This window comes from Pseudomonas sp. PDM32, assembly GCF_019219225.1.
Taxonomy (GTDB): domain Bacteria; phylum Pseudomonadota; class Gammaproteobacteria; order Pseudomonadales; family Pseudomonadaceae; genus Aquipseudomonas; species Aquipseudomonas laurylsulfatiphila.
This window is the reverse complement of record NZ_JAHUWE010000005.1, coordinates 361,452-385,799: the sequence shown is the minus strand read 5'-3', so window position 1 is coordinate 385,799 and position 24,348 is coordinate 361,452. Positions and strand designations below refer to the sequence as shown.

At 60.6% G+C, this 24,348-nt stretch carries 24 protein-coding genes; 9 read left to right on the top strand and 15 right to left on the bottom strand.

What is annotated here, in order from left to right; all coding sequences use genetic code 11:
• Positions 1–62: 62 nt before the first annotated feature.
• Positions 63–1,667 (bottom strand): 5-guanidino-2-oxopentanoate decarboxylase, encoded by a 1,605-nt coding sequence (locus KW846_RS12395; protein ID WP_116581035.1) that lies wholly within the window; start codon positions 1,665–1,667, stop codon positions 63–65.
• 290 nt (positions 1,668–1,957) lie between these two features.
• On the opposite strand from KW846_RS12395, the gene KW846_RS12390 reads away from it, so the two are divergent.
• The 7 genes from KW846_RS12390 to KW846_RS12360 all read left to right on the top strand — a co-directional run bounded on the left by KW846_RS12390 (position 1,958) and on the right by KW846_RS12360 (position 9,904).
• A complete protein-coding gene (locus KW846_RS12390) occupies positions 1,958–2,863 on the top strand; it encodes a LysR substrate-binding domain-containing protein (protein ID WP_218482444.1) in 906 nt (301 codons plus the stop codon).
• Between the two features lie 303 nt (positions 2,864–3,166).
• A complete protein-coding gene (locus KW846_RS12385; RefSeq protein ID WP_218482443.1) occupies positions 3,167–4,258 on the top strand; it encodes an ABC transporter ATP-binding protein in 1,092 nt (363 codons plus the stop codon).
• 90 nt (positions 4,259–4,348) lie between these two features.
• Entirely contained in the window at positions 4,349–5,461 is a 1,113-nt protein-coding gene (locus KW846_RS12380; protein ID WP_218482441.1) for an ABC transporter substrate-binding protein, read from the top strand.
• A 10-nt stretch (positions 5,462–5,471) separates the two neighbouring features.
• A complete protein-coding gene (locus KW846_RS12375) occupies positions 5,472–6,344 on the top strand; it encodes an ABC transporter permease (protein ID WP_218482439.1) in 873 nt (290 codons plus the stop codon).
• A 7-nt stretch (positions 6,345–6,351) separates the two neighbouring features.
• The gene (locus tag KW846_RS12370) at positions 6,352–7,179 is read left to right on the top strand and encodes an ABC transporter permease (RefSeq protein WP_015093575.1); all 828 of its coding nucleotides are present in this window, start codon (positions 6,352–6,354) and stop codon (positions 7,177–7,179) included.
• Between the two features lie 211 nt (positions 7,180–7,390).
• Positions 7,391–8,095 carry a hypothetical protein gene (locus KW846_RS12365; protein ID WP_007970398.1) on the top strand — a complete coding sequence of 235 codons (705 nt, stop codon included), beginning with the start codon at positions 7,391–7,393 and terminating at the stop codon, positions 8,093–8,095.
• Positions 8,096–8,473: 378 nt separating this feature from the next.
• Positions 8,474–9,904, top strand: coding sequence for a PLP-dependent aminotransferase family protein (locus tag KW846_RS12360; protein WP_218482436.1), 1,431 nt, complete (start codon positions 8,474–8,476; stop codon positions 9,902–9,904).
• 99 nt (positions 9,905–10,003) lie between these two features.
• Here KW846_RS12360 and KW846_RS12355 read toward each other — a convergent pair whose 3' ends face one another.
• The 10 genes from KW846_RS12355 to KW846_RS12310 all read right to left on the bottom strand — a co-directional run bounded on the left by KW846_RS12355 (position 10,004) and on the right by KW846_RS12310 (position 19,316).
• Positions 10,004–10,804: an N-acyl homoserine lactonase family protein gene (locus tag KW846_RS12355; protein WP_218482434.1), complete on the bottom strand. Its 801-nt coding sequence runs from the start codon at positions 10,802–10,804 to the stop codon at positions 10,004–10,006.
• A gap of 14 nt (positions 10,805–10,818) precedes the next feature.
• Positions 10,819–11,778 carry a diiron oxygenase gene (locus KW846_RS12350; RefSeq protein ID WP_218482432.1) on the bottom strand — a complete coding sequence of 320 codons (960 nt, stop codon included), beginning with the start codon at positions 11,776–11,778 and terminating at the stop codon, positions 10,819–10,821.
• Positions 11,779–11,845: 67 nt separating this feature from the next.
• Complete coding sequence (locus KW846_RS12345) at positions 11,846–12,604, bottom strand: TauD/TfdA family dioxygenase (RefSeq protein ID WP_218482430.1); 759 nt, start codon at positions 12,602–12,604, stop codon at positions 11,846–11,848.
• Between the two features lie 21 nt (positions 12,605–12,625).
• Positions 12,626–13,498, bottom strand: coding sequence for a branched-chain amino acid aminotransferase (locus tag KW846_RS12340; RefSeq protein ID WP_218482428.1), 873 nt, complete (start codon positions 13,496–13,498; stop codon positions 12,626–12,628).
• A gap of 31 nt (positions 13,499–13,529) precedes the next feature.
• The gene (locus tag KW846_RS12335) at positions 13,530–14,870 is read right to left on the bottom strand and encodes a KamA family radical SAM protein (RefSeq protein ID WP_218482426.1); all 1,341 of its coding nucleotides are present in this window, start codon (positions 14,868–14,870) and stop codon (positions 13,530–13,532) included.
• A 32-nt stretch (positions 14,871–14,902) separates the two neighbouring features.
• Positions 14,903–15,547: a glutathione transferase gene (gene yfcF / locus KW846_RS12330; protein ID WP_218482424.1), complete on the bottom strand. Its 645-nt coding sequence runs from the start codon at positions 15,545–15,547 to the stop codon at positions 14,903–14,905.
• 232 nt (positions 15,548–15,779) lie between these two features.
• Positions 15,780–16,265: a cupin domain-containing protein gene (locus tag KW846_RS12325; protein ID WP_218482422.1), complete on the bottom strand. Its 486-nt coding sequence runs from the start codon at positions 16,263–16,265 to the stop codon at positions 15,780–15,782.
• A gap of 84 nt (positions 16,266–16,349) precedes the next feature.
• Positions 16,350–16,844, bottom strand: coding sequence for a RidA family protein (locus tag KW846_RS12320; RefSeq protein WP_046040191.1), 495 nt, complete (start codon positions 16,842–16,844; stop codon positions 16,350–16,352).
• Positions 16,845–16,892: 48 nt separating this feature from the next.
• Positions 16,893–18,173: an acetyl-CoA carboxylase biotin carboxylase subunit family protein gene (locus KW846_RS12315; RefSeq protein ID WP_218482420.1), complete on the bottom strand. Its 1,281-nt coding sequence runs from the start codon at positions 18,171–18,173 to the stop codon at positions 16,893–16,895.
• Positions 18,174–18,215: 42 nt separating this feature from the next.
• Positions 18,216–19,316: a hypothetical protein gene (locus KW846_RS12310; protein ID WP_218482418.1), complete on the bottom strand. Its 1,101-nt coding sequence runs from the start codon at positions 19,314–19,316 to the stop codon at positions 18,216–18,218.
• Between the two features lie 148 nt (positions 19,317–19,464).
• Here KW846_RS12310 and KW846_RS12305 point away from each other — a divergent pair, with 148 nt between their 5' ends.
• Positions 19,465–20,883 carry a PLP-dependent aminotransferase family protein gene (locus KW846_RS12305; RefSeq protein ID WP_218482415.1) on the top strand — a complete coding sequence of 473 codons (1,419 nt, stop codon included), beginning with the start codon at positions 19,465–19,467 and terminating at the stop codon, positions 20,881–20,883.
• A gap of 623 nt (positions 20,884–21,506) precedes the next feature.
• The gene (locus KW846_RS12300; RefSeq protein WP_218482413.1) at positions 21,507–21,785 is read left to right on the top strand and encodes a DUF3077 domain-containing protein; all 279 of its coding nucleotides are present in this window, start codon (positions 21,507–21,509) and stop codon (positions 21,783–21,785) included.
• Between the two features lie 317 nt (positions 21,786–22,102).
• On the opposite strand, the gene KW846_RS12295 is transcribed toward KW846_RS12300, so the two are convergent.
• The 4 genes from KW846_RS12295 to KW846_RS12280 form a co-directional block, all read right to left on the bottom strand.
• Positions 22,103–22,312 carry a hypothetical protein gene (locus tag KW846_RS12295; protein ID WP_218482410.1) on the bottom strand — a complete coding sequence of 70 codons (210 nt, stop codon included), beginning with the start codon at positions 22,310–22,312 and terminating at the stop codon, positions 22,103–22,105.
• 162 nt (positions 22,313–22,474) lie between these two features.
• Entirely contained in the window at positions 22,475–23,362 is an 888-nt protein-coding gene (gene cyoE / locus KW846_RS12290) for a heme o synthase (protein ID WP_218482408.1), read from the bottom strand.
• Between the two features lie 11 nt (positions 23,363–23,373).
• Positions 23,374–23,721, bottom strand: coding sequence for a cytochrome o ubiquinol oxidase subunit IV (cyoD, locus tag KW846_RS12285; protein ID WP_007970373.1), 348 nt, complete (start codon positions 23,719–23,721; stop codon positions 23,374–23,376).
• Complete coding sequence (locus KW846_RS12280; RefSeq protein ID WP_007970372.1) at positions 23,722–24,348, bottom strand: cytochrome o ubiquinol oxidase subunit III; 627 nt, start codon at positions 24,346–24,348, stop codon at positions 23,722–23,724.

Sequence of the window (24,348 nt, the reverse complement as noted above, 5' to 3'; positions counted from 1 at the left end):
AGGAGATTGAAAGGTCGACCGGACGTTGTGCGTGTCGGCGACCTGAAAAATTTGTTGTTGTTTTAGTCAGCCAGAAACATGGTGGCGTCGACCTCGATCATCACCGGCTCATCGCTGCTGCCGAGTTGCCCCAGCAGCTCGCGCAAACCGTCCAGGTCGCGTGCCCGGTGATGGCTGACGTGGCAGCTTTGCGCGAGGGCGGCGAAGTCCGGCGTGAGGATGTCCACCCCCAGCAACGGCACCGCCTTGGCGTTCATGTAGTCGCGGATTTCGGCATAGCTGCTGTTGTTCCACAGCAGCAGGATCACGCCGACGCCGGCCTCTTTGGCGGCGATCAGTTCGGCGCTGGAAAACTGCAAGCCACCGTCGCCGACCAACGCCACCACCGGGCGCGAAGGTTGGGCCAGCTTGGCGCCGATGGCGGCGGGCAAACCGTAGCCGAGGGTGCCGTAGCCACTGCCGGCGTTGAACCAGCTGTTGGGGGTTGGCGCCCGGTAGCCGAGCGCGCCCTGGTACACCGGTTGGGTCGAATCGCCGACGATCAGTGGCTGCGGCAAGTGATCGCGCAGGGTATCGAGCAGCGCTTGCATACGGGATTGTCTGGCGCTCCAGCCGGCGTGTTCGAGGGCGTTGACCTTGCCCGCTCGCTCAGCCGCCCAGGCTGGATCGGCCTGGCGCTGCGGCAGTCGATCGAGCAACAACAGCAAGCCTTGCCCGGCATCGCCCAGCAGGCCGACCGAGGCCGCTTGTACACCGAGTATTTGCATGGGATCGATGTCCAGGCGAATCAGCGGTGCCTTGAACTGCACAGGGCCAAGACCGAAAAAGTCGTAGTCGGTTTCCCCGAGTTCGGTGCCGACGGCCAGCACCAGGTCGGCCTCGGCAAATAGCTCACGACCATGGGCCGAGGACTGCACACCGTCGAGCAGCAAAGGATGTTCGGGGGCCAGCAAACCGCGGGCGTTGGTGGTCAGCGCCACAGGGGCCTGCAGGCGTTCGGCGAGTGCGGTGAGCGCCTCACTGGCCTGGCGTGCGCCACCACCGGCGAGAATTAACGGACGCTTGGCGTTGTTGATCAGGGCCACGGCGTCATCGATGGCTTCCGGCGCCGGGGCCGGTGCGGCCGGCAATGAACGCGGGTGCAGGTCCAGCCCGTCGGCAGACATTTCCAGCACATCCAGCGGAATCTCGATGTGCACCGGCCGCGGCCGCGTACAGCCGAACAAGGCAAAGGCCCGTGCCAGCACTTCCGGCAATTGCGACGGGTGTTGCAGCGTATGGCTGAAAGCACAGACCCCGGCGACCAGCGCGCGCTGATCCGGCAATTCATGCAGGTGGCCATGGCCCAGGCGCAGGTGTTCGCGACGGTTGCAGGTGGAAATCACCAGCATCGGCACCGAGTCGGCATAGGCCTGGCCCATGGCGGTGATGATGTTGGTCATGCCCGGTCCGGTGATGATGAAGCACACCCCGGGCTTGCCGCTGGCACGGGCATAACCGTCGGCCATGAACCCGGCGCCCTGCTCGTGGCGCGGGCTGATGTGCTTCAGGCGACTGCCGTGCAGGCCACGATACAACTCGACGGTGTGCACGCCGGGAATGCCGAAGACGGTTTCAACACCATAGCCTTCCAGCAACTGAACGAGCGCCTCGGCACAACGGGTCATGCAGCACCTCTTGGAAAAGGGGCCAGCTCGGCCCAACGACGAATGGGGCTAGTATTGTTGAATCAACCAATACAACAATCGATTTTTTTTGGCCTGACTGTTCGATTTACGTCACCATACAAGAGAGCTGTGGCGAGGGAGCTTGCTCCCGCCGGGGAGCGCAGCGGTCCCAAAACCCGATTCACCTCGGACACACATTTGCGACTGCTGCGCAGTCGAACGGGAGCAAGCTCCCTCGCCACAGGGGTTCAGCGTTTGCCTGTTTCCTTCAACTTTGAGCGGGATGATTTATGCGTTTTCCTTCGATGACAGCCCTTCGTGCGCTGGATGCGGTTGCCCGCACAGGCAGCGTGTCGGTCGCGGCCCGTGAACTGAACCTGACCCGCAGCGCCATCAGCCACCAGATCAGCAAGCTTGAGGAGTGCGTCGGTTTCGCCCTGACCGAGCGCATTGGCCGAGGCATCGGCCTGACGTATCAGGGCGAACGCTATGCGCGGGAAGTGCACGGGATTCTGTTGAACCTGCTCGACGCCGGACAGTTGGTCGACGACCAGGAGATTTCCGGACGGTTGTGTGTCAGTTGCGCGCCGGGGTTCGCCACCTATTGGTTGTGCCACCACATCGGTGCTTTTTTGCGGCAGTACCCGCAAGTGCAGTTGCAACTGGTTTCCCCGCGCACACCGGACGACACCAACAACCACAACGTCGACCTGTTCATCGCCTACGGGATTGGCGACTGGCCGGAAATGAATGTTGAAGAGATTGTGGCATTGCGTTTCTTCCCGGTGTGCAGCCCGCGCCTGATCAACGCCTTGGGTGGCCTGAAAAGCCCGCAGGAACTGAGCAGCTACCCCTTGCTGCACATGACCGACTACTCGGACTGGCGCGTGTGGCTGACCGCTGCGGGGGCTTCCGGGGTCAATGCGACGAGCGGCATCCTGTTCTCCGATGCGCACTGCGCCCAATCCGCGTGCATTGCCGGTCAGGGCATCGCCATCGGTGACAACCTGATCAGCGGTGATGCGTTATCCAAGGGTTTGCTGGTGCGCCCGTTCGACATCGGCATCGATTTGCACCGTGGCTACTACCTGGCGGCAGACCCGCAAAAAGCCGACCGCGCCGTGGTCCAGGCCTTCGGCAACTGGGTCAAGACCCAGCTGCAATCGTCTCGCCAGACCTGGCAGGACACCCTTTAAAACTCACAGTACATCCCCCCTGTGGGAGCGGGCTTGCTCGCGAAAGCGGTGTGGCAGTCACCAAAAAGGTTGAATGTGACGCCGCCTTCGCGAGCAAGCCCGCTCCCACAGGGGAAGGCTCTGTTTCAGGGCCTCTGGGCTGCATGGAATCCCCGGCCAATTTGTTCAATAAAACTAACCAATACGAGCAAAATAATTCCATTGATGTAGCGATATTTTTAACAATAATAAGTCCCCAAAGCCCATTTCGGATTCGCATCCGTCCTCGTACGTCTTATGGGCAATAAAAAGAGGAACCTCATTGTGTCCAGCCGTTCAGCGATCCAGCTCAGCGCTCAAGGTATCAGCCAGTATTACGGCCGTTTCGCGGCGCTGGATAACGTCGATCTCGACGTTCGCCAAGGCGAATTTCTTACCCTGCTGGGTCCGTCCGGCTCGGGCAAGACCACCTTGCTGATGATTCTGGCCGGCTTCCTCAGCCCGACCTCGGGCAAGCTGATGGAGCAAGGCGTCGACATCATCCGGCGCTCCGCCGAGAAGCGGAACTACGGCATGGTGTTCCAGGGTTATGCGCTGTTCCCGCACATGACCGTGGCCGATAACGTGGCCTACCCGCTGCGCATCCGCAAAGTCCCCGCTGAAGAACGCAATCGCCGGGTCAAGCACATCCTTGAGGTGGTCGGCCTCGGTACGCACATGCACAAGAAACCCGCCGAGATGTCCGGCGGCCAGCAGCAGCGCGTGGCGATTGCCCGGGCGCTAGTGTTCGAGCCCGAACTGCTGCTGCTCGACGAGCCGCTGTCGGCGCTGGACAAGAACCTGCGCGAACAACTGCAAACCGAGCTGCAACGCATCCACCGTCAGGTCGGTACCAGTTTCGTGTTCGTCACCCACGACCAGAACGAAGCGTTGGCGCTGTCCTCGCGCATCGCGATTTTCAACCACGGCAAGCTGACCCAGGTCGACACCCCGGAAAACATCTACAACCGCCCCGAGAGCCGTTTCGTCGCCGAGTTCCTCGGCAAGATGAACCTGTTCCCGCTGGACAACCTGACCCGCAACGGCCAGAACGCCAGCGGCCGCTGCGGCACCAGCGTATTGCATGCCCAGGCGCCGAACGCACTGAGTGCGGCACCGATCGTGCTGGCCGTGCGCCCCGAGCACATGGAATTGCACAGTGAGTGCCCGACTCGCGACGGCTACAACGTGATGCCCGCGCAACTCACCGACAAGGTCTATCAAGGCTCCAGCACCCATCTGGCCCTCAAGGTCGGCGGCGACACGCTGCCGATCAACCTGTCCGTACCCGGCAATCACCCTGGCGCGTCGATGCCCAGCGGCGCGCCGGTGTGGTTGAGCTGGCCGGTGCAGCAAAGCTTCCTGCTTCAGGCCTGAACCCCCAAAAAACTGCGTCACAAAGCTCTCTTCCAATGACAACAAAAAGGCCGGTGCCCACGCAGGCACCGGCCGACTGAGGACTTGCCCATGCGCCAGGATCACCAACAAGACTGCATCGAAGTGCTTATCGACAAGGCCCGCGACGGTCAGATCAACCGTCGCACCTTTATCCAGGCCATGGGCCTGCTGGCAGCGGTGCCCCTGGCGCTGCGCAGCGGCATCAGCTGGTCGGCGGACAAGCCGCTGGTGGTGGTCAACTGGGGCGGCGACGCCCTGAACGCATTCCGTTCGGCGTGGACCGACACTTTCACCAAGAACACCGGCATCCAGGTGCGCATCGACGGCGCCGGCCCGACCGAAGGGGCCATCCGCTCTCAGCTGGCCAGCGGCCAACCAAGCTGGGACGTGGTCGACGTCGAGAGCTACAGCGCCATCGTGCTGGGCCGGGAAAAGATCCTGCAGCCACTGGACTACAACACCATCAAGCGCGTTCAGGTGGCCCCGGCGCTCTCCTCCGATTACGGCATCGCCAGCTACCAGTTCAGCTACGTGATGGCCTGGGACAGCGAAAAGTTCGGTGAAAACGGACCCAAGACCTGGGCCGATTTCTGGGACGTGAAGAAATTCCCCGGCAAGCGCACGCTGTACAAGTGGATGAACGGCATGCTCGAAGCGGCGTTGTTGGCCGACGGCGTTCCGCCTGACCAGCTGTACCCGCTGGACGTGCCACGGGCGCTGAAGAAGATCGACGAGATCAAGCCGCACGTCCTGTCGTTCTGGAGTTCGGGTGCCGAAAGCCAGCAACTGATGGTCGACGGCGAGGTGTCGGTGGGTGCGATCTGGCACACCCGCGCCAAGCTGCTCAGTGAAGACACCGACAACCGCGTGCGCTGGAGCTTCGACAACGGCTTTATCAACTCCAGCAGCTGGGCGGTATTGAACGGCAACCCCGGCGGCACTCAACCGACCATGCAGTTCATCCAGCAAGCCTTGCAGCCTGAAGGCCAGCTCAAGCTGTTCGAACTGCTGGGCAACGGACCTTCCAACAGCGCCACGGAGAAGCTGATGTCGGCCAAGCAACTCGAAGCCAACTGCGCCTCTGAAGAAAACCTGAAAAAGCAGATCGCTCTCAACGCCCAGTGGTACGCCGACAACTACTCCAAAGCCCTGGAAGAGTACCTGACGCGGCTGTCCAAGTGAGCCTGTGACCATGACCACCATCCTGACCTCGACCCTGACCGCCCCCAAGCCCCGCTTCAGCTCGCCGGGCCTGGAGCGCGGCCTGCTGCTGTTTCCGCTGCCGGTGTTGCTGCTGGTCTTCTACGTGCTGCCGTTCCTCGGCGTGGTCGGCTGGAGCTTCTCGCTGCCGACGCCGGGTATCGAGCAGTACCAGCGCATCGCCACGGACCCGGCGATCCACGAGATGCTATGGCGCACGTTGCGCCTGTGCCTGACCGTCAGTGGCCTGGCCTTGATGATCGGTTACCTGCTGGCCTACTGCTGGGTGTTCAGCCCGCCGTTCTGGCAGCGCGTGGTGGAGATCTGCATCTTCATTCCGTTCTGGATTTCCGTGCTGGTGCGGGCCTTCGGCTGGTTGATCGCCCTGCGCAGCAACGGCGTGCTCAACAACGGGCTGATGGGCATGGGGCTGATCGACCAGCCGCTGCAACTGAGCCGCAATGAGATAGGCGTAGTCATCGGCATGCTCCACGTGATGATCCCGTACGCGGTGTTCCCGCTGCTGTCGACCATGCGTCAACTCGACCAGCGTGTGCTCATGGCCTCTCGCGGCCTGGGGGCCGGTGCCTTGCGCACCTTCTGGCAAGTGCTGCTGCCGCAGACCCTGCCAGGCATTCTGGGCGCGTTCATCATGGTCTTCGTGTTCTGCCTGGGCTTCTTCATCACCCCGGTGCTGTTGGGTGGCGGGCAAACGGTGATGATTGCCGAGTACGTGTTCCTGCAAATGTTCCAGACCAGCAACTGGGGCCTGGGTGCGGCACTGAGCGTGGTGTTGCTGGCCCTGGTCAGCGCGCTGATCTGGGTGCTGTTGAAAATGACCCGCGTCAACCGACTGGTAGGCTGAGATCACTATGAATACCCATCGCACAAGCCTGAGTACGCGGCTGTTGGCCGTGGTCGCCATGGCCTTCATGCTGTTCCCGCTGCTGACGGTCATTCCGGTGTCGTTCACCAGCAAACGCTTCCTGTCGATGCCCGAAGGCAACTGGTCGCTGCGCCACTACGAAGCGCTGGTGAGCAACCCGGACTGGTTCCACGCCATCAGCCAGAGCCTGACCATCGCCTTCGCCACCAGCGTCATCGCCACCTTGCTGGCTGCGAGTTTCAGCCTGGGCATCTGGTACATGCGCTCGAAATGGGCCACGGCCCTGATCGGCCTGGTGCTGTTGCCGATGGCGATCCCGCCGGTGATTTCCGCGCTGGTGCTGTACTTCATGGAGACCAAGCTCGGTCGCTTCGCCCCGGGCATGGGCTACGACACCCTGACCGGCGTGGTGATTGCCCACGTGATCATGGTGGTGCCGTACGGCGTAGTGACCATGCTGGTGGCCCTCAGCCAGATCGACCGGCGCATCGAACTGGCCTCGCGCAACCTTGGCGCCAGCCTGATGCAGACCACGTTCATGGTGATCCTGCCGAACCTGAAACTGGGTCTGGCCTCCACCGCGCTGTTGGGTTTCGCCCTGTCCTGGGAAGAAGTGGCGGTCACGCTGTTCATCACCAGCGTCAACGTCGACACCCTGCCCAAGCGCATCTGGAGCGGCTTGCGCGATAACGTCGACCCGAGCGTCGCGGCGATCTCGGTGTTGTTGATCTCGCTGACGTTGCTGGTGTTGATCGGACGGCTGGTGGTTCAGCATCTGGCGGATAAACGGGCGCAGAAACTCCTGCATCCTTGACTGAATACGCGCCCCTGTAGGAGCTGCCGCAGGCTGCGATCTTTTGATCTTAAAAAATCAAGATCAAAAGATCGCAGCCTGCGGCAGCTCCTACAGGGGCTTCGTCTATTGGGCCGTGACAACGCGGTCCCGGTCCAATAGATTAGGCGGCCTGAAAAAGCCCCCGGGCTTTCTCGCCCCTATTCAAGCTGAAAAAAGTAGTGAAATTTCAATGTCCGATTCCAACACCGCTGAATCCGTAGTCACCTTGTCGTCCAAAGCGGAATACGAAAACTCCATCAATCTTTCACAACACGTACCCCAGGCGAAAACCATCAGCGAGATGGTGCTGGACGCTTTCCAGTCCACCCGCGAAAGTGACCAGATCCGCGAACTGCGCGCCGCCATTCGGCAGGCCCACGACAGCTTCGACGACGACAAGGCCTATGAACTGATGGGCCAGCTCAAGCAACTCAAGGACGCCGAAGCCGCCGACATCGCCGCGCTGGAAGACCTGAGCAGCAAGTTCCCGATCAGCCGTATCCTCTCCAGTTTCAAGGACGACCCGGCGTTCCAGGAAATCGTCTACGGCCTGGCCCTGAAGGTGCTGAACCAGACGCACCAGGCCATCAGCAACCCGAGCGGCGGCAAGAGCAAGGCCGCCAAGGCCAAGAAAGAAGTCGAAGTGTTCACCATCAGCAAGGACGGCATCAGCGTCACCCTGCCGCTGCGCACCCCGCGCTCGCGCCTGAACGTCGACCGTGAAGCCCTGGAGTTCCTAGGTTTCACTTTCGTGGGCGAAGGCGACGAGGCGGAACTGGAAAGCGAGACGTTCCTGGACAACAGCGGCGCCGAGCAAGCGGTCAACCGCAAGAACATCATCACCGCCCTGCAACAGCAGACGGCGTTCGATGGGTACAGCATCGCCGCGCAGTAAGGCGCCCTGTGGTCAGAGGACTGTCTGTGGAGAGGGGGCTTGCTCGCGCTCGGCGGCGCAGCCGTCGTAAACTCGGTGAATGCGGTTTTACTGAAAGACTCAAATAGCTTGATTGGGGTGGCTGCGCCACCCAACGGGGGCAAGCCCCCTCGCCACAGGCAAGCCCCTTTACCACAAAGTTCTCAGCAACTGACTCAAGAGCCCCGCCATCCGTGCGGGGCTTTTTATTGCCCGTGATTCGGGCAAAACCGCGATTACTCTTCCAGTATCGACGCAGAACAACACTTCCCTTTACCCATGAGCACCACGGGTCCGCCTGCGGGGAGCGTCAACTCACTTTCCAGCCCAGACCTCGGTGGTGCAACTGCTGAGGTCATCATGAACACGACCCCTTTGTATCGCCAACTGGCCAATCACTATCTGGACGCTATCCGCAGCGGCACCTTGAAAACCGGTGAACGCTTGCCCTCGATCCGCTTGATGATGGAAAAACACGCCGTCAGCCTGTCGACCGCGGTGCAGGTGTGCCGGGAACTGGAAGACTGCGGCGTGCTGGAAGCCCGACCGCGTTCCGGCAACTACATTCGCCAGCCCGACACCCTGCCCAGGCCCGCCCCGGTTGCCTCGGCGCCAGCGCTGGATACCAGCGCCTATGTCGGCATTCATCAACAGGTCTCAACGGTGCTCAAAGCCAGTCAACGCGCAACGATCAAGGTCAATTTCGCCAGCGCCTACTGCGCGCCGGAGCTTTATCCGCTGAAGACCTTGCAAGACAACATGATCAAGTCGCTGCGCTACGACACCCGCCTGCTCGGCGCCGCGGGCTCGACCTGCGGCAACAGCGCATTGCGCCACCTCCTGGCGCGGCGGGCGCTGGCCAGCAAGACCCACCTGGCCCCCGAACGGATCGTGATCACCAACGGCGCCACCGAAGCGATCAACCTGGCCTTGCGTGCGGTCACCCGCCCCGGCGACACCGTGGCCGTGGAGTCGCCGACCTTCTACGGTCTGCTGCAAATTCTCGAAAGCCTGGGCCTGCGGGCAGTGGAAGTCCCGGCCTCGGCCCACACCGGGCTCAATCTGGCGGCCCTGGAGCTGCTGCTGCAAGGCCCCGAACAGATCAAGGCGTTGATCGTCATTCCCAACCTGCAAAACCCGCTGGGCAGCATCATGCCCGACGCCAACAAGGCACGGCTGGTGAAACTGTGCGCCGAGCACGACACCGTGCTGATCGAAGACGACACCTACGGCGACCTGGTGGACACCGAACAACCGCTGTCCACGCTCAAACATTGGGACCGCACCGACAACGTGATCTATTGCGCCTCGCTGAACAAAACCCTGGCACCCGGCATGCGTCTGGGCTGGATCAGCGCTGGCAAATGGCACGACCGTGTGGAGATGCTCAAGCACACGCAGTCGCGGGGGTGCGAGCTGTTATCGCAACTGGCGGTCAGCGAATTCATGCGCACAGCGTCTTATGAACGTTACCTGCGACGGTTGAGGAAAACCCTGACCGTACAACGCGCGCAGATGAGCACGGCGATCGCCCGCTATTTCCCCATCGGCACCAGCGTGACCCACCCGCAAGGCGGCACGTTGTTGTGGGTGGAATTGCCTCGCCGGCATTCATCCATGGCGTTTTTTCACGAGGCGCTGAAGGTCGGCATCCAGATTTCCCCTGGGGATATCTTTTCCAACACCGAGCGTTTCAATCACTTTGTGCGCATTGGCTGCGGCGCGCCGTATTCGCCGCGGATCGATGAGGCGTTGGCGACCTTGGGCAACATCCTAAAAAACCAGTACTAACCACAATCCCACCCGTAGGAGCTGCCGCAGGCTGCGATCTTTTGATCTTGAAAATCAAAAGATCGCAGCCTTCGGCAGCTCCTACAGGGGGGGCGGGATTTACCGGGGGGGTTGGTGCAGGCAAATGATATGCGGGTCGTCATTCCAGTGCGGGAAGCGCTCGGCGATCAGCGGGTCGTGCCCGGGGATGACGTGGTCTTCACCATCGGCCAGGCGGTCGATCTCGGTGAAGGCTTCGAGGGTTTGTGCCAGGTCATCGAGGATCGGAAACGGACTGCGCTCACGAATGTTCACCCAAAGGTGCGCGGCATCCGAGGCCAGTACAATCCAGCCGCGCTCAGTATTCACCCGCACCACCTGGCTGCCGGGCGTATGCCCGCCCACCGGGTGCAAGGTCACACCGGGAAGCACCTCGACGACTCCACCGTGCAAACGCATCCGCCCTTCGAACAGCGGCGGCAGCGCCGACATCACGTCCTCGACCTCGTAGGTTTTGTTCACCGTGCGATGGGACATTTTCGGCCCGGTGCAAAAACGCAGTTCCGCTTCCTGCAAATGCACGGTCGCCTTCGGGAACAGCCCGAGGTTGCCGGCATGATCCCAGTGCAAATGAGTGAGGATCAGGTGCTCGACCCGGGCCGGATCGATGTCCAGTTGCCGCAGGGATTCTTCCGGCAGGCGGTACATCTGGCGATTGCGCCGGTCCGCCGTGGCCGGCTGGAAACAGGTGTCGACCACGATCACCTGCTGCTCGTTGCGGATGACCCAGAAGTAGTAATCCAGCGGCATCGGCGCATTCGGATCACCGCAACAGGCGTCGTAAAGAAAATTCTCCCTGGCGGTGCGCTGGGCGTTTGCGCCGACACGGATGGCGAACACTTCGTACACAGGCGTGGACATAGTCACCTCCGGGCTCAGGCGGCCGCCGTGGTTTTGAGGGTCGGACGGAAGTCGAAATCGATCTGCTCGCTGATGCCCAGGTCCTGTGCCAGTTTATGCAGGCCGCTGTAGTCGCGCATGATGGTCGCGTTCTTGTTGCTTTCTCGGGTGTCGGCAATGATCAACGTCGCCTCCTCGACCCCGAGCTGGGTCAGAATCGCCTCCCACATCGAGTAGTCCTGAGCAATAAAGGCACTCAGCGCCACCGACAGGTTGCGTGCGAAAAATTCCCGCTGGGTCGGCTGCATATTGGCGTACATGACCTTCGCCACTTCAGCCAGCACCTTGCTGTGCGCGTATTCGTCGCGGTTGTGCTGCTCGGCCACCTGGCGGTTCTGCGGCTGGATGGTCTGGTCATCCGCCAGCAAATCCAGATAGGCGTTGACGCTGATTTCGGCCACCACCGCAAAGGTGATCGCCGCCAGATCCCGCTGCCATTGCTCGGCCAGTTCGGCCTGCAAGGCCTTCAGGCGCAGGTAAGTGACGGACGGCGGCAGATCCAGATTCTGATCCAGCGCCCGCTCCAGCCTGGTCCGTTCGATGGCGCGCAGGTGCATCAGCGTGTGGTAGTGCTCGTCGATCAGGGTCTGTTGCATGGCCTCGCGAAAATGCCAGTCGTCCTTGCCCAGGTACTGATTGGCAATGACGCTGAGGGCCGGATTGACAATGTGTTCTTCGGCGGTGACGGTGCGCAGGTTGTAGCCGATCCAGCCCCAGGTCACCACGCTGCTTTTGAGCTCGTCACTCAAGGCCTGGAATTTTGGGTGATGGAAAAACGGCACCATGCACTCCGGGTAATCCGGGCGCAGCGGGTCGAATTCTTCAGTGATCCGGGCCCTGTCCGGCGCACAAACGGAGGCGCGCCGGGTCCAGGCCTGGTTGAGCCGCACGATCAGTTGATGATCAACCTGGGCGATCTCGATTGCTGTTTGCATGACGCGATACCTGTAAGACGCGTACCCGCCAAGGGGTACGCCATAAGAATGAAGGGCGCCGGAAAAATCAGGCCAGCCAATAGCGGGTCAGGTTGCGCGCCGGATCAGTGTAACGACTGCGGGCGTGAATCATCCGCCAGTTGTCCCAAATCAGCAGGCATCCGTCGGGAATCAGCACCGGAATGTTGTGCTCGACGAAGTACGCTTCGCCGAGCGCGGCAAACCTGGCCAGCGGCGAGGTGCTGTTGGCGACCAGGGATTGCTGCAGGGCGTCCCTGGACGGATTTACATCGCCATAGTGAAACTGGTTGTAACTGAAGCGGAAAATATCCCCGTCCTCCGTGGGCGTGAGGATGTACTCCTTGACCCGCCGTTGTCCCGGTTCGCCCGGTTTGGCGGTGGCGACAAATTCTACGGGCGTGTCATCCAGCCACTCACGCAGTTCTGGTTCACTGCGCTCCAGGGACTTGAGAAATTCGTAGCCGTCCACCAAACCGGTGTGCCCGCCGCCACACGTCGCCTGTTTATGGCAATGCAATGCCAGGTAACGTGGCGGCGGCCCGTACACGGGCGCCTCGGTGTGTGGGCCAATGCCGTTCATGCTCTGGGAATACGGCAAGTCTTCGTAACCTGGCTTGCGAGTGATGGGAAAGGCCATCTGGCCGTTGAACTGCGGAATGATCCGACCGAACGCCTGCAAGGTGCCGGCGACATCATCGGCAAATTCGTCCGCCGTCAGCACAGTCCAGCCCAGCGTCGACAGTTCTTCATGGCGATGGCCGAGCGAAATGTAAGGTTGAGACGCAACAATCCCTTGATCCGACATGGTGAGATTCCTGGCAGCTGATCAGGCGTTTACGGTTGAGGTGTAGGCGGCAATGAAGTCGCGGCAGGCGTCGCCCGGTCGATAGCGCCGCTCATCGATGCTCTGCACCGGGGTGATTTCGGCAGCGGTGCCGGTGAGAAAACACTCGTCGAAGTCGCCGAGTTCCGTCGGCAGAATCGTCCGCTCGACCACCTGATAATCCAGCGCCCTGGCCAGTTCGATCACGGTTTGCCGGGTAATGCCGTTGAGAAAACAATCCGGCAGCGGGGTGTGCAGCGTCCGGCCTTTGACGAAGAACACATTGGCGCTGGTGGCTTCGGCGACGTGGCCGCGCCAGTCGAGCATCAGCGCATCGTGGTAACCCGTGTTCTCGGCGTCGTGCTTGCTCAGCGTGGCGATCTGGTAATGCCCGGAGGCCTTGGCCTCGAACGGGCTGCAGCAGGGTGGCGGACGGCGCCAGCTCGCGGTTTTCAAGCGGATGCCGGCCATGCGCGCCGCCGGGTCGAAATAACTCGGCCACTGCCAGCAGGCGATGGCCACGTGCACACGGTTGAAGCGCGCCGAGGTGGAGATCATTTCACTGCCGCGCCAAGCCACCGGGCGCAGATAACCCTCGAGCACCTTGTTGCGTTGCAGCAGTTCATGGCTCGCCGCTTCCAGTTCGGCCAGCTCATAGGGGATGGCAAAGTCCATCAGGTGCGCCGAGCGGTACAGCCGCTCGCTGTGCTCGCGCAGCTTGAAGATCCTGCCGTTGTAGACCCGCTCGCCTTCATACACGGTGCTCGCGTAATGCAGGCCATGGGTCAGCACATGCAACTGCGCCCGGGACCACTCGACGAACTCGCCGTCGAGCCAGATAACACCCTCGCGCTGATCGAACGGGATACTGCTCATTTCCATATCTCCCCATTGCTCATGAATGTTCCTACGCCGTTTCCAGCAACACCGGTATCAATTCCGGCACGGCGGCGAGCTCGGTCTGAAAGAAGAACGAACGCTCGCCGAAGGCCGGTTGCAAGTCATCAAACCAGGTCACTTGCGGATCGAAGCGCGCGTAGAACGTGCGCAACACCCATTGCGGATTGCGTGCCTGGAGGAACTGCAAGACGAAGACTTTTTCCCCGGCGACGGTCTCGATGCCGTTGATCAACACCTTGCCGTAGAAGGTGCTCATGGACGGCCCGCGCACCGTTCGCGCAAGCCCCGACACCGTGCGGTACGCCGCCTGGAAGATCTCGAAGGCCCGGGCCAGCGGCATCGCGAAGTAGTGGCTGGGGCCGGTGTCACGCTCGACGAACATGTAATAAGGCACCGCCCCGAGCCGCACGCCTTCAGTCCACAGCGCGGCCCAATCGGCGGGATTTTCGTTGATGTGGCGGATCACCGGCGCCTGCATGCGCAGCGTCGCGCCCGTCGAGCGGATGCGCTCGATCGCCTGGCGGGCAATGGCCTGGCGGATCTCCACCGGGTGGTTGTAGTGGCCCATGATCGACAGGTTTTTACCCGCCGCGACGATGCGCTGGAACAGCGCCAGCAGCTCGGGCGCATCCTTGTCGCTGACAAAACGCTGCGGCCAGTACGCCACCGATTTGGTGCCGATGCGGATGCTCTTGAGGTGTGGCAATTGCAGCAACGGCTCGATGTATCCGGCCAGCGAGCGAGTGTTCATGATCATCGGGTCGCCGCCGGTAATTAGCACGTCCGTGACTTCGGTATGCACCCGCAGGTAATTGACCAGCTCCTGGGACTCGCGAGCGTTGAACTTGAGTTCTTCCTCGCCGATGAACTGCGCCCAGCGGAAACAGAAGGTGCAGTACGCGTGACAGGTCTGACCGGCACCGGGGAAAAACAGCACGGTCTCGCGGTACTTGTGCTGGATGCCCGGCAGGACTTTGCCGTTGAGCGTGACGCCGTTGTGGGTCAGCTGCCCGGCCGGATGCGGGTTCATGCGCAGCCAGATCGCCTCGATCCGGCGCTTGATCGCCGCGCTGTCATCCAGTTCGATCAGTTGTTTGAGCGAGGCATATTCCTCTGCCAGCAACATGTCCTTGTGGGGAAAGGTCATGCGAAAAACAGGATCGTCCGGAATGTTGTTCCAGTCGATCAGCGTACCCAGCACGTATTCGTTGGTGCGAAACGGCATGACCCGGGCCACCACGGTCATGGCCTCCTGCAACGCCGGCGTCAGCTTGTGCCAGTAAGGTGTGTCACGGATGGTGCGTGAGTTATAGGGTTTGTAGCGTTCGTGCTCCGACAGTCCTTGCATGGCCGCGCTCCTGGTGGTTGCCCTGAGTGTTGTTAGGCGATGGCCGGCGCTTTGCGCTCTATGTCCATCCACGCCCGAACGCTGTCGCGATCCCACTGGCGACGCACATAGGCCTGGAGCCGTGCCGGCACCGGGTCGCCGTTGGCAACCAGGCGGTTGAGCATGATTGCCAGGTCGGTGTCGGCAATGCTCCAGTCACCGAACAGATGTTCGGCGCCCTCCTCCAGCAAATGGTCGGCGACGAACAACAGGCGCTCGACGGCGGCTTGGGCCTCGTCGGACAGCGCGGTGTTTTTCTTGCCGAAGTACACCAGGTCAAACGGGCGCTCCTTGCGCACCACCAGCAAGTCACTGCGCAACCAGGCCTGCAATTGACGGGCGCGGGCACGCTGCTGGAGGCCCTGCGGATAGAGTTTTTTATGCCCCGGGCAGAGTTCATCGAGGTACTCGGCAATCGCCGAGGATTCCGACAAGGCAAAATCGTCGTGAACCAAGGTGGGAATTTTGCAGGTCAACGAAAGATCGCGATAACTCGCCCTATAGTTTTCGCGTGACTTCAGATCAACCGTGACAAGTTCAAATGAAAGTTGCTTTTCCTTGAGCGCGACAAAAGCCGACATCGCAAAAGCGCTGACATGATCGGCGCCGATATACAGTTTGAGCTTCCTGTTTTCCATAGAGCACTCCATTCACTGACTGCAGGGATTAACGTGCATTGGAGGTGATCGTAGTTAGTTGAATGGAGGCTGAATAGATACAGAATTTGTCCGTTTCAATCGATACAGAAAGTTGTTTTTTAGCGGCAGACACGCAGCCAAAAGTGCTGCAAATGGGGATACAGGGGCAGGCCTCTAAAACAAAAAAAGGGAGCCAACGAAGGTTGGCTCCCTGGGTTGATGCGTTGGGAAATTACGGCTGGGTGGTGATCAGGCCATGGCTGTCGGCAAAGTTCGAGAGCAGTGCCATTTGTGGCATGTTGCTCATGTTGAGCATCGCCAGAGGCTCGTGTTTGCTGGTGTTGACGAAGCCATGCCGGGTCCAGGCCGGCACCAGCAGCACGTCGCCGCTGCTGACGTTGACCTCATCGGCATCGCCGAGGGTCAGCACGCCGCTGCCACACTGGATAACGAACAGATGCCACCAGGAGTGGGCATGACCGTTGAGCGTTACACCGGGGTTCAGCCATTGCATGGCAATCGCCATCCCGGGCGTCACTGCACAGCCGTCAATGCTCTTGTCGTTAGCCAGCGCGACAATATCAACATCGCTGGCCTCAAGGGTCTGACGCATATCCGCAAGTTCGGTGCCTTTCCACACCTTGGCACTTTGCTGTCGATGATGCAGGCTCTGACGAAAGTCCTTGTATGAAAAAAACGCACCTTGAAAGCTATCCATTCGCACGTCCTTTCTTTTTATTTCACACACTTTAGCGCTAAACCTTAAGTGATAGGGTTCAGCGCTGTAAAGTGTGGAATTAATTTACAAAACCGATGGGCGCAAGGCGGCAATCATGTCAACTTCTATCGCGGCATTCTTCGGTAATTGATAAACGCCGACTGTAGTGCGCGTATGTTTACCAGCATCGCCCAAGACGTGGCTGAACACATCCGAAGCACCGTTGGCCACTTCGCTCAAGTCGACAAAGTCCGCCGTGGACTTCACATAGACCGTTACCCGGATCAATGACTTGATCTTGTCCAGCGAACCGATGGCATCGACAATCAACGCCAGCCCGCGCATCGCACTGATGCTGGCGGCCGCTTGCGCATCGGCCATGCTGAGGTCCAGCCCGACGCGGCCGGGGTAATGGATCTTGCCGTTCATGCGTGGCACCAGGCCGCTGATATACAGCTCATCGTGATGACGAATCAGCGGCGCGTAATGCCCGCCTGCGGTGTTTTCGCCGTAGATGTCATAGCCAAACTCTTTGGCCAGGGCGATGAAACGTTCATCGCAGGTCATGTGCTGGATCATTGATCGAACCCTCTTAATCAGTAATGCAAAAAACGGGTGCTTGCGGGCTCAGCACACGGCGCGGGTGGCCGGTACCACGCAAGTCACCTCAATGCGTGACTCAATCGACTCGGCCAGGCGCAACAGGTCGTGGCTCAGTTGCCCGTAGTGTTCGTTGAACAACACGATGTGGCCGATGAATGAGAAGTTGTCTTTGACCAGCGCGCTGACCGAGTCGCCGATGCGCTTGGCGTACTGCCCTTCCACCAGGTCGATGCGCAGAGCGCGGGCCAGGGCCTCGATGTCTGGCGTTGCCCGCAGGATGCCGCCGGCCGGCGCCCGGAGCAGGCGAATGCCGCAGTAGCCGCGAGCCACTGGCTCATGCTGCTCGGTCTTGCCTTCCACCGCCCAGCGCACCCAGCGTTCCCACGGATCGAAATTGACGAAGGCGCGCTTGGCCAGGTCCCAGATGTGCATGCCGCCGGGGCGCATGTTGGTTTCCACAGCGCTGGTCAGGTTGTCGCGGCGCAGGAACACTTCGTTGTGCCAGGCACCGTTGTCCCGGGACACCAGACCCGCCATATGCCGACCGGCAGCCATCAAGCGCGCCTGGGCCTCAGCCGGCAGCGGTGCGGGCACGACTTGCTGGATCTCGGCGCGGTAGGCGCCTTCGGTGGTGGTTTTTTCAGTCACCCAGGTGCTGCCGGCCACACAGTCCCAGCTGTATTCGCGAGCGTTCTGCACCAGCTCTTCAAGAACGATGCCGCCTTCGCGGTAGGGCTTGAGGGCGAGCCAGGCGTCATCGCACTCCGAAGGGTGATGGATCACGCGACAGCCTCGGCTCGCCCCTTCGCAGGCTGGCTTGATGAAGGCCTTGCCGCCCAGTTCGACGACGCGCTGGCGCAGTTCCGGCAGGCTTTCGACCCGCACGGAAATCACCGGCCGGTAATCTTCGGGGGAACGGCTGGCCGTGGCTTCGAGACGGCGAAAGATCTGCTTGTCCAGGCCCGCCCGCGCTTCGTCCGGGGTAATGCCCGGCAGGCCGAAGTGGCTGGCCAGCGCGGCACCGAGCAGCACGCCGCGATCGGAGAACGGCAGTACGCCGATCAGCTTCCAGCTGTCGGCATTCAGGCACCCCACCACCAGTTCAAGGGACGCCGCCACGTCTTTCTCGGCCAGCGAAGTGCTGCAGACGTGATCGGCCACCTGGTCGTCATGGGGCTGAATCTTCTCGACCAGCAGGATGAGCCTGGCGTTGTAGAGCGACTTGCACAACTCGCGCAGTTTCTGGATGTCGTGAACCCGATTGCCGTTGTAACCGACCACTACCACGCATGAAGTCGTATTCATAATGCCCCCGACCTGCAAAGTGAAACCCGCAACGGCGATGACTCAGTCATGCAACGACGCATTGGATTGACGGTTGAGCCAGTACCAGGCCAGGATCCCGCCGGCGCCGATGGCGGCGAGGACCAGCGCGTTGTACGGCGCCGGCACCACTCGCATGATCAACACGGTCAGCCCGGCCCCCACACCCAGGGACACTTCCTTGACGAACATGTTGTTTTGCTTGACCGAGAAGTAATCGAGGTAGCTGAAGGCGCATTCGGCGATCGACAGCAACGCCACCCAGATCAGCGCCCCGACAAGGGTTTCGACGTGGAACGCGGCTGGCGAAGACAACACGGCAAAGCCGACGACGATGATCCCGATCACCGCCACGACCTTGAAGCGCCCGGTGCGCTCGATCAGCTTCATCACCGGCACCTGGGCGAACACCACCACGGCGCTGTTGAGGATCAGCATCAAGCCGTACCAGGCCGGCAGCTCGCCGGTCTTGAGCAGGATCGCCTGTGGCAGGATCGAGAACACCCCGAACAGCTTGATGCCCATGATGATCCCGGCGATCACCCACGGCAGTTTGTTGCCCCAGCTGCTGCCGACCTGACTGGCCGGACGGGATATCAACGGTTCGCTGGTGAAAGTCGCGCCGAGGGCGATCGGCAGGCACAGCAACACGAACGCCGCCGCACCGAGGAAAAACATCGTTGGCGTGAGCAGCGGCGACAGCAGGATCAAACCGGCCACCAGGCTGCCCATGTTCATGGCCACGCGGTTGTAGGCCGCGCCTTCCTTGGTCTGGGCCGCTTCGCTCTTGATCAGGTAGCCGGCAATGGCAATGCCATAGGCAAACAGTGCGGCAGCAAACATCACCATGCCTTGATTGCTGGTCAGCGCCAGCAGCACCAGGCCAAGGCCGGCACACAACAGCGTGACGCTCAGGGAGCGGCGGCCAAGCACCAGTAAAGTCAGGGGCAACAACAGCAACAAGGCACGATATCCAAGGGCCAGGATGCTGTTGGTGGCCGTGTCGAGCCAGACGTTGGCCTTGCCCAGCACTGCGAACAGCGAAACAGCCGTGATGATCCGGATCGTGAATAACCGCAGGTTAATGACCGGCTTGGCCACCGCGACCGTTGTTTCGACACTCATGCAGCACCTCAGGAACCGGATGAACGCCCGCCAACAAAGGCCGACATTCAGAAAAGTCTGTAAGGGCATGGTAGAGAGAGAGGCTTGTCCTGATCAGGGCAAGTTCGTATAGAATCCAACGAACTTTACTGCCGGAGAGACCAGTAAAATGCAGGTTCAACGTGCAGTCATCAAAGCCATTGAATTTCAGCCCGGCGCACCGCTGGTGCAGCAGATCGTCGATCAGCTGACGCAGGCGATCAGCACCGGTGGCCTGCCCCACGGCGCCAAGCTGCCGCCGATTCGCGAACTCTCCGACTTGATGAACGTGGGCAAATCCACAGTGGTCGATGCGCTTGACCGCTTGCGCGCCAAGGGACTGGTGGTGTCGCGCCAGGGCTCGGGGCATTACGTGCATCGCTCCGAAGCGGCGCTGAAAAGTGGCACCGGCCCGGACCTGCAACCCCAGGACACCCTGAGCGTGGTACGCCGCGCACTGCTGCTGGACAACGGCGCACTGCGCCCCGGCTGCGGTTTCCTGCCGACCTCCTGGCTGCCCGCCGAAGAATTGCAGAAAGCCGTGCGCGGCACCCTGCGAGCGACCTCGTTGCGCATGGGCGAGTACGGCGTGGCCGGCGGTTACGTGCCGTTGCGCCAGGCCTTGCGGGTCAAACTGGCGACCTTCGGCATCGAAGCGCCGGTGGACCAGATCATCACCACCGCCAACACCATGCAGGCCATCGACCTGCTGATGCGCCTGCTGGTCAAACCCGGCGACACCGTACTGCTCGACGATCCGTGCTACTTCAACATGCACGCCAACCTGGCGCTGCACGGGGCCAAAGTCATCACCATCGCCCGGGATTGCGACGGCATGGACCTCGACGCGCTCGAGCAACTGCTGATCGCCCACAAACCCGTGCTGTACATGACCAACAGCACACTGCACAACCCCACCGGCCACTCGTTCACCCCGGCCCAGGTCTACCGCTTGCTGGAGCTGAGCCACCGCCATGGCTTCCACATCGTCGAAGACGATCTGTACTGCGACATCCAGCAACGCCGCACCCCGCGCCTGGCGGCCAGCGGGCTGGACAATGTGAGTTATGTCTCCGGCTTCTCCAAGACCCTGACCGCCAACAGCCGCGTCAGCTACACCGTGCTCTCACCACAACTGGCGGCGCGGATGGTCGCATTGAAGATGGCCTGCGGCGGCGTGACCTCGGAACTGGCGGAGCAGATCACCTGCACCATGCTCAGCGACGGCAGCTACGCCAAGCATGCGCGGCGCACGGTGGATCGGTTGTATGAATCCAACAGCCGAGTGGCCAGTTGGTTGGCGGAGGCCGGGTGTTCGCTTTCCTCGTTGCCCGGTGAAGGCGTGTTTATCTGGGCGCGGTTGCCCGAGGGCTTGCACGCCGAGAACCTGGCTCGACAAGGGCTGGAGAACAACATGGTGTTGGCGCCGGGGACATTGCTGAGCAAAGGGCCGAATGCCAGTCAGTTCCTGCGTTTCAATGTGGCGCACAGCGATAGTCTGCAGGTGCGGGAGCGGTTTTTCCGGTTGCTGGATAAACCCCATAAATAACTGACTGCTCTCAATCCTGTGGGAGCGGGCTTGCTCGCGAAGAGGCCGTCACATCCAGCATCAATGTTGCCTGGCACACCGCCTTCGCGGGCAAGCCCGCTCCCACAGGAGGTCAGCGTCGTACATAAAATTGGCGGCACCACCAATCCAATGTGGGAGCGGGCTTGCCCGCGAAGAGGCCGTCACATCCAGCATCAATGTTGCCTGGCACACCGCCTTCGCGAGCAAGCCCGCTCCCACAGGGGTTGTGGTGTCCCGGCCATCCCCCGGCCAGCAGATCGCTACGATTGCCGACTCCATCCTTGCCGGCTAACTTCGCCCGGTCGCTGCCAATTCAGCGACCGGGCCTGAGAACCCGAGTAAGATGCCACGCAGCTACGCCCCACGATTGTTGGCGTTTTTTTACGCCTGAATTTTCGTGCTATGGCGGCTGTGTGTGGGAGACCTTAGGGTCTGCCGGGTCCTGCATCTCCGGTTTCTCAGCCTGCGCACAGCTACCACCCATTCGCCTGAGAACGAACGGGACAGCTTCACTTATGCAGGAGTTACAAATGAACGCTATCGATCCGTCTGCTACACCAGTCACGCCCCTCCACCTCCAGCCCAACAGGAGGTGAAGCCCAATGACCAACCCCCAAGACCTGAAAACCATCGGCCTCACCCCCTTCTCCTACCACGCCAACGAACCGCTGTTCCGCATCAACGCCGGTGTCCCGGTGATCGAAGCCCTCTACCACGCCTCCGACCTGCTCCACCTCGCCAAACTGCTCGCCTCAGACACCGCCATGGTTCGCGACTCCGACCGGCACGCCTGGGCCTCGCACTTTTTGCAGGACATGAGCAAGGCGATCATCGATGACGTGGTGAAGGTGCTCGATGCGCCGTGTAACAACCGCGCGTAAATGAAAAAGCCCCGCGATTCGTTTGAATGCGGGGCTTTTCAGTACATAGGCAGGCATATCGCTAATCCTCACTTCCGGTCTGACCCCGCGCTTTTTCTTCAGCGGGCCAGGAAAATCTTAAGATTTTGAAACTCTCTCTATTTTTTCTTAAGCAAATTCGCGAGTCGGTTAGCTCCCACCATAAAATCAGCGTCAAGCAAATACCCCCCCTGCGGCAGCTCCTACAGGGGGGCGGCGTAGAACTCAAAATTGGCGGTAGCACCTGAATTACGCCCGACAAAAAATCCCGCCCTTCTCTCAAAGGGCGGGATTTTTGCTTAACCAAAATCGTACGAATGGATCACCAAATCTTCATTGAAGTTCAGACTCACACGTTCTGGCCGTAAATCCGCCGTACCGGCGAAACCAAAACCCATTGGGCGAACAGTGCGCCCAGTGAGCTGCGACAATGCCTCACGCAGTGACTCGCTGTATGGTTTGCCGATAGCGGCATTCAAGATGGTTTTGGTTTGTTCGAGATTTAACATGGTGCCTCCTGGCATCTATGGGTTATGCGCGTTGTTCCTCAATGCGCCACTCCACTATCGAGCACCCAAACAATTTAGTGCGGTACATATGTATCGCTTTTCCAAAAAGCAAAAAAAAACCGCCCTTCTCTCGAAGGACGGTTTCTTTACAGCATCCGACGCTTAAGGCGCGTACGTCAGCAGCAACTCGGTCGGCACTTTGAAGTCCAGGGACATCATCACGCTCAACGCGGTAATGGTGAAGATCGAGAACACGAACAGCTTGCGTGCCCAGACCGTATCATCCACTGCCTTGTAGCCGGTCCAGGCCATGTACAGCCAGTACATGCCCATGGCCGCGGCGACGGCGAGGTAGCTCATGCCGGCGTAGCCGCTGAAGGTCAGCATCAAGGTCGCCACGAGGAAGGCCAGGATGTAGATCAGGATGTGCTTCTTGGCCACTTCGATCCCGCGTTTCACTGGCAGCACCGGAATCGATGCGGCCAGGTAATCGTTGAAGCGGAAGATCGCGATGGCGTAGGAATGCGGCATCTGCCACAGGCTGAACATCACCAGCAGGGTCAGCGCAGCCATGTCGAAGGTGTTGCTCACCGCGACGTAGCCGATGACCGGCGGCATGGCGCCCGACAGGCTGCCCACCAGCGTGCCGTGAACCGACTTGCGCTTGAGGTACAGGCTGTAGAAGCCGACGTAGATCACGAAGCCGATGACGGCGAACAGCGCGGCCAACGGGTTGGCCACCTTGTACAACAGGGCAACGCCAGCGACACCCAGGACGGTCGCATAAGCCAGAGCCAGTTTCAGGGAGATCAAGCCCTGGACCAGCACCCGGTTCTTGGTGCGTTCCATTTTCAGGTCGATGTCGCGGTCGATGCAGTTGTTGAACACGCAACCGGAGGCAACCACCAGGGACGTGCCGATCATGGCGGCCAGGAAGATGGCCAGATCGACATGCCCTTTGGAGGCCAGGAAAAATCCGCCTGCCACAGAAAGCACGTTACCGAAAATGATCCCCGGTTTGGTGATTTGGATAAAGTGCTTAAGGGACATGCGGATCTACCTCACTTCGCCATCATGAACGTGTGGATGCTGAACATGATCCACAGCGACAAGCCAACCAGCAGGACAATCACGATCGCGGCAAAGACAAACGCAATCACGTTGTTACGCTGTGCGGCCGAACGGTCCAGGTGCAGGAAGTACACCAGGTGCACCAGCACCTGGATAACTGCGAACGCGACGACGATCATCAGGGTGATCGACTTCGGCAGCGTCGGGTACATCACCAGACCGAACGGGATCAGGGTCAGGATCACCGACAGGATGAAGCCGATGGCGTAGGACTTGACGCTGCCGTGACCGGCGTCGTGGCTGTCATGGCCATTGTGGGAATGAGCTGCATTAGCCATTTACATAGTCCCCATCAGATAAACAACGGTGAATACGCAGATCCACACTACGTCCAGGAAGTGCCAGAACAGGCTCAGGCAGCTCAGACGGGTCCGGTTGGTCGCCGTCAGGCCTTTTTTCTGCACCTGGTACATCATGATCGCCATCCAGATCAGACCGCTGGTCACGTGCAGACCGTGGGTGCCGACCAGGGTGAAGAACCCGGACAGGAAGCCGCTGCGGTTCGGGCCGTAGCCTTCGGAGATCAGCATGTGGAACTCGTTGATCTCCATGCCGATGAAGCCGGCACCGAACAGGAAGGTCATGGCCAGCCAGCCCAGGACCTGCTTCTTGTTGCCACGGAAGAACGCCAGCATGGCGAAGCCGTAGGTGATCGAACTGAACAGCAGCAGAGCGGTTTCGCCCAGTACGTATGGCAGTTCGAAGATGTCGTGGCCCGACGGGCCACCCGCTACGTTGTTAACCAGTACCGCGTACGCCGCGAAGATCGACGCAAAAAGAATGCAGTCGGTCATCAGGTAGAGCCAGAAACCGTATACGGTCATCTCGCCCGAGTCGTGGTGATGGTCATCATGCCCATGTCCATCGACATGGGTGTGTCCAGCATTGGTCACTAAGTTCGACAT

Bases quoted from the DNA above. Each gene is read 5' to 3' on its own strand.
- KW846_RS12355 (WP_218482434.1), bottom strand. From the start codon at position 10,804: ATGTCCACGCCTGTGTACGAAGTGTTCGCCATCCGTGTCGGCGCAAAC.
- KW846_RS12340 (WP_218482428.1), bottom strand. From the start codon at position 13,498: ATGAGCAGTATCCCGTTCGATCAGCGCGAGGGTGTTATCTGGCTCGAC.
- KW846_RS12305 (WP_218482415.1), top strand. From the start codon at position 19,465: ATGCAGGTTCAACGTGCAGTCATCAAAGCCATTGAATTTCAGCCCGGC.
- KW846_RS12375 (WP_218482439.1), top strand. From the start codon at position 5,472: ATGACCACCATCCTGACCTCGACCCTGACCGCCCCCAAGCCCCGCTTC.
- yfcF (WP_218482424.1), bottom strand. From the start codon at position 15,547: ATGGAAAACAGGAAGCTCAAACTGTATATCGGCGCCGATCATGTCAGC.
- KW846_RS12345 (WP_218482430.1), bottom strand. From the start codon at position 12,604: ATGTCGGATCAAGGGATTGTTGCGTCTCAACCTTACATTTCGCTCGGC.
- KW846_RS12370 (WP_015093575.1), top strand. From the start codon at position 6,352: ATGAATACCCATCGCACAAGCCTGAGTACGCGGCTGTTGGCCGTGGTC.
- KW846_RS12325 (WP_218482422.1), bottom strand. From the start codon at position 16,265: ATGGATAGCTTTCAAGGTGCGTTTTTTTCATACAAGGACTTTCGTCAG.
- KW846_RS12380 (WP_218482441.1), top strand. From the start codon at position 4,349: ATGCGCCAGGATCACCAACAAGACTGCATCGAAGTGCTTATCGACAAG.
- KW846_RS12280 (WP_007970372.1), bottom strand. From the start codon at position 24,348: ATGTCGAACTTAGTGACCAATGCTGGACACACCCATGTCGATGGACAT.
- KW846_RS12315 (WP_218482420.1), bottom strand. From the start codon at position 18,173: ATGAATACGACTTCATGCGTGGTAGTGGTCGGTTACAACGGCAATCGG.
- KW846_RS12395 (WP_116581035.1), bottom strand. From the start codon at position 1,667: ATGACCCGTTGTGCCGAGGCGCTCGTTCAGTTGCTGGAAGGCTATGGT.
- KW846_RS12360 (WP_218482436.1), top strand. From the start codon at position 8,474: ATGAACACGACCCCTTTGTATCGCCAACTGGCCAATCACTATCTGGAC.
- KW846_RS12335 (WP_218482426.1), bottom strand. From the start codon at position 14,870: ATGCAAGGACTGTCGGAGCACGAACGCTACAAACCCTATAACTCACGC.
- cyoE (WP_218482408.1), bottom strand. From the start codon at position 23,362: ATGTCCCTTAAGCACTTTATCCAAATCACCAAACCGGGGATCATTTTC.
- KW846_RS12300 (WP_218482413.1), top strand. From the start codon at position 21,507: ATGACCAACCCCCAAGACCTGAAAACCATCGGCCTCACCCCCTTCTCC.
- cyoD (WP_007970373.1), bottom strand. From the start codon at position 23,721: ATGGCTAATGCAGCTCATTCCCACAATGGCCATGACAGCCACGACGCC.
- KW846_RS12295 (WP_218482410.1), bottom strand. From the start codon at position 22,312: ATGTTAAATCTCGAACAAACCAAAACCATCTTGAATGCCGCTATCGGC.
- KW846_RS12365 (WP_007970398.1), top strand. From the start codon at position 7,391: ATGTCCGATTCCAACACCGCTGAATCCGTAGTCACCTTGTCGTCCAAA.
- KW846_RS12320 (WP_046040191.1), bottom strand. From the start codon at position 16,844: ATGATCCAGCACATGACCTGCGATGAACGTTTCATCGCCCTGGCCAAA.
- KW846_RS12350 (WP_218482432.1), bottom strand. From the start codon at position 11,778: ATGCAAACAGCAATCGAGATCGCCCAGGTTGATCATCAACTGATCGTG.
- KW846_RS12390 (WP_218482444.1), top strand. From the start codon at position 1,958: ATGCGTTTTCCTTCGATGACAGCCCTTCGTGCGCTGGATGCGGTTGCC.
- KW846_RS12310 (WP_218482418.1), bottom strand. From the start codon at position 19,316: ATGAGTGTCGAAACAACGGTCGCGGTGGCCAAGCCGGTCATTAACCTG.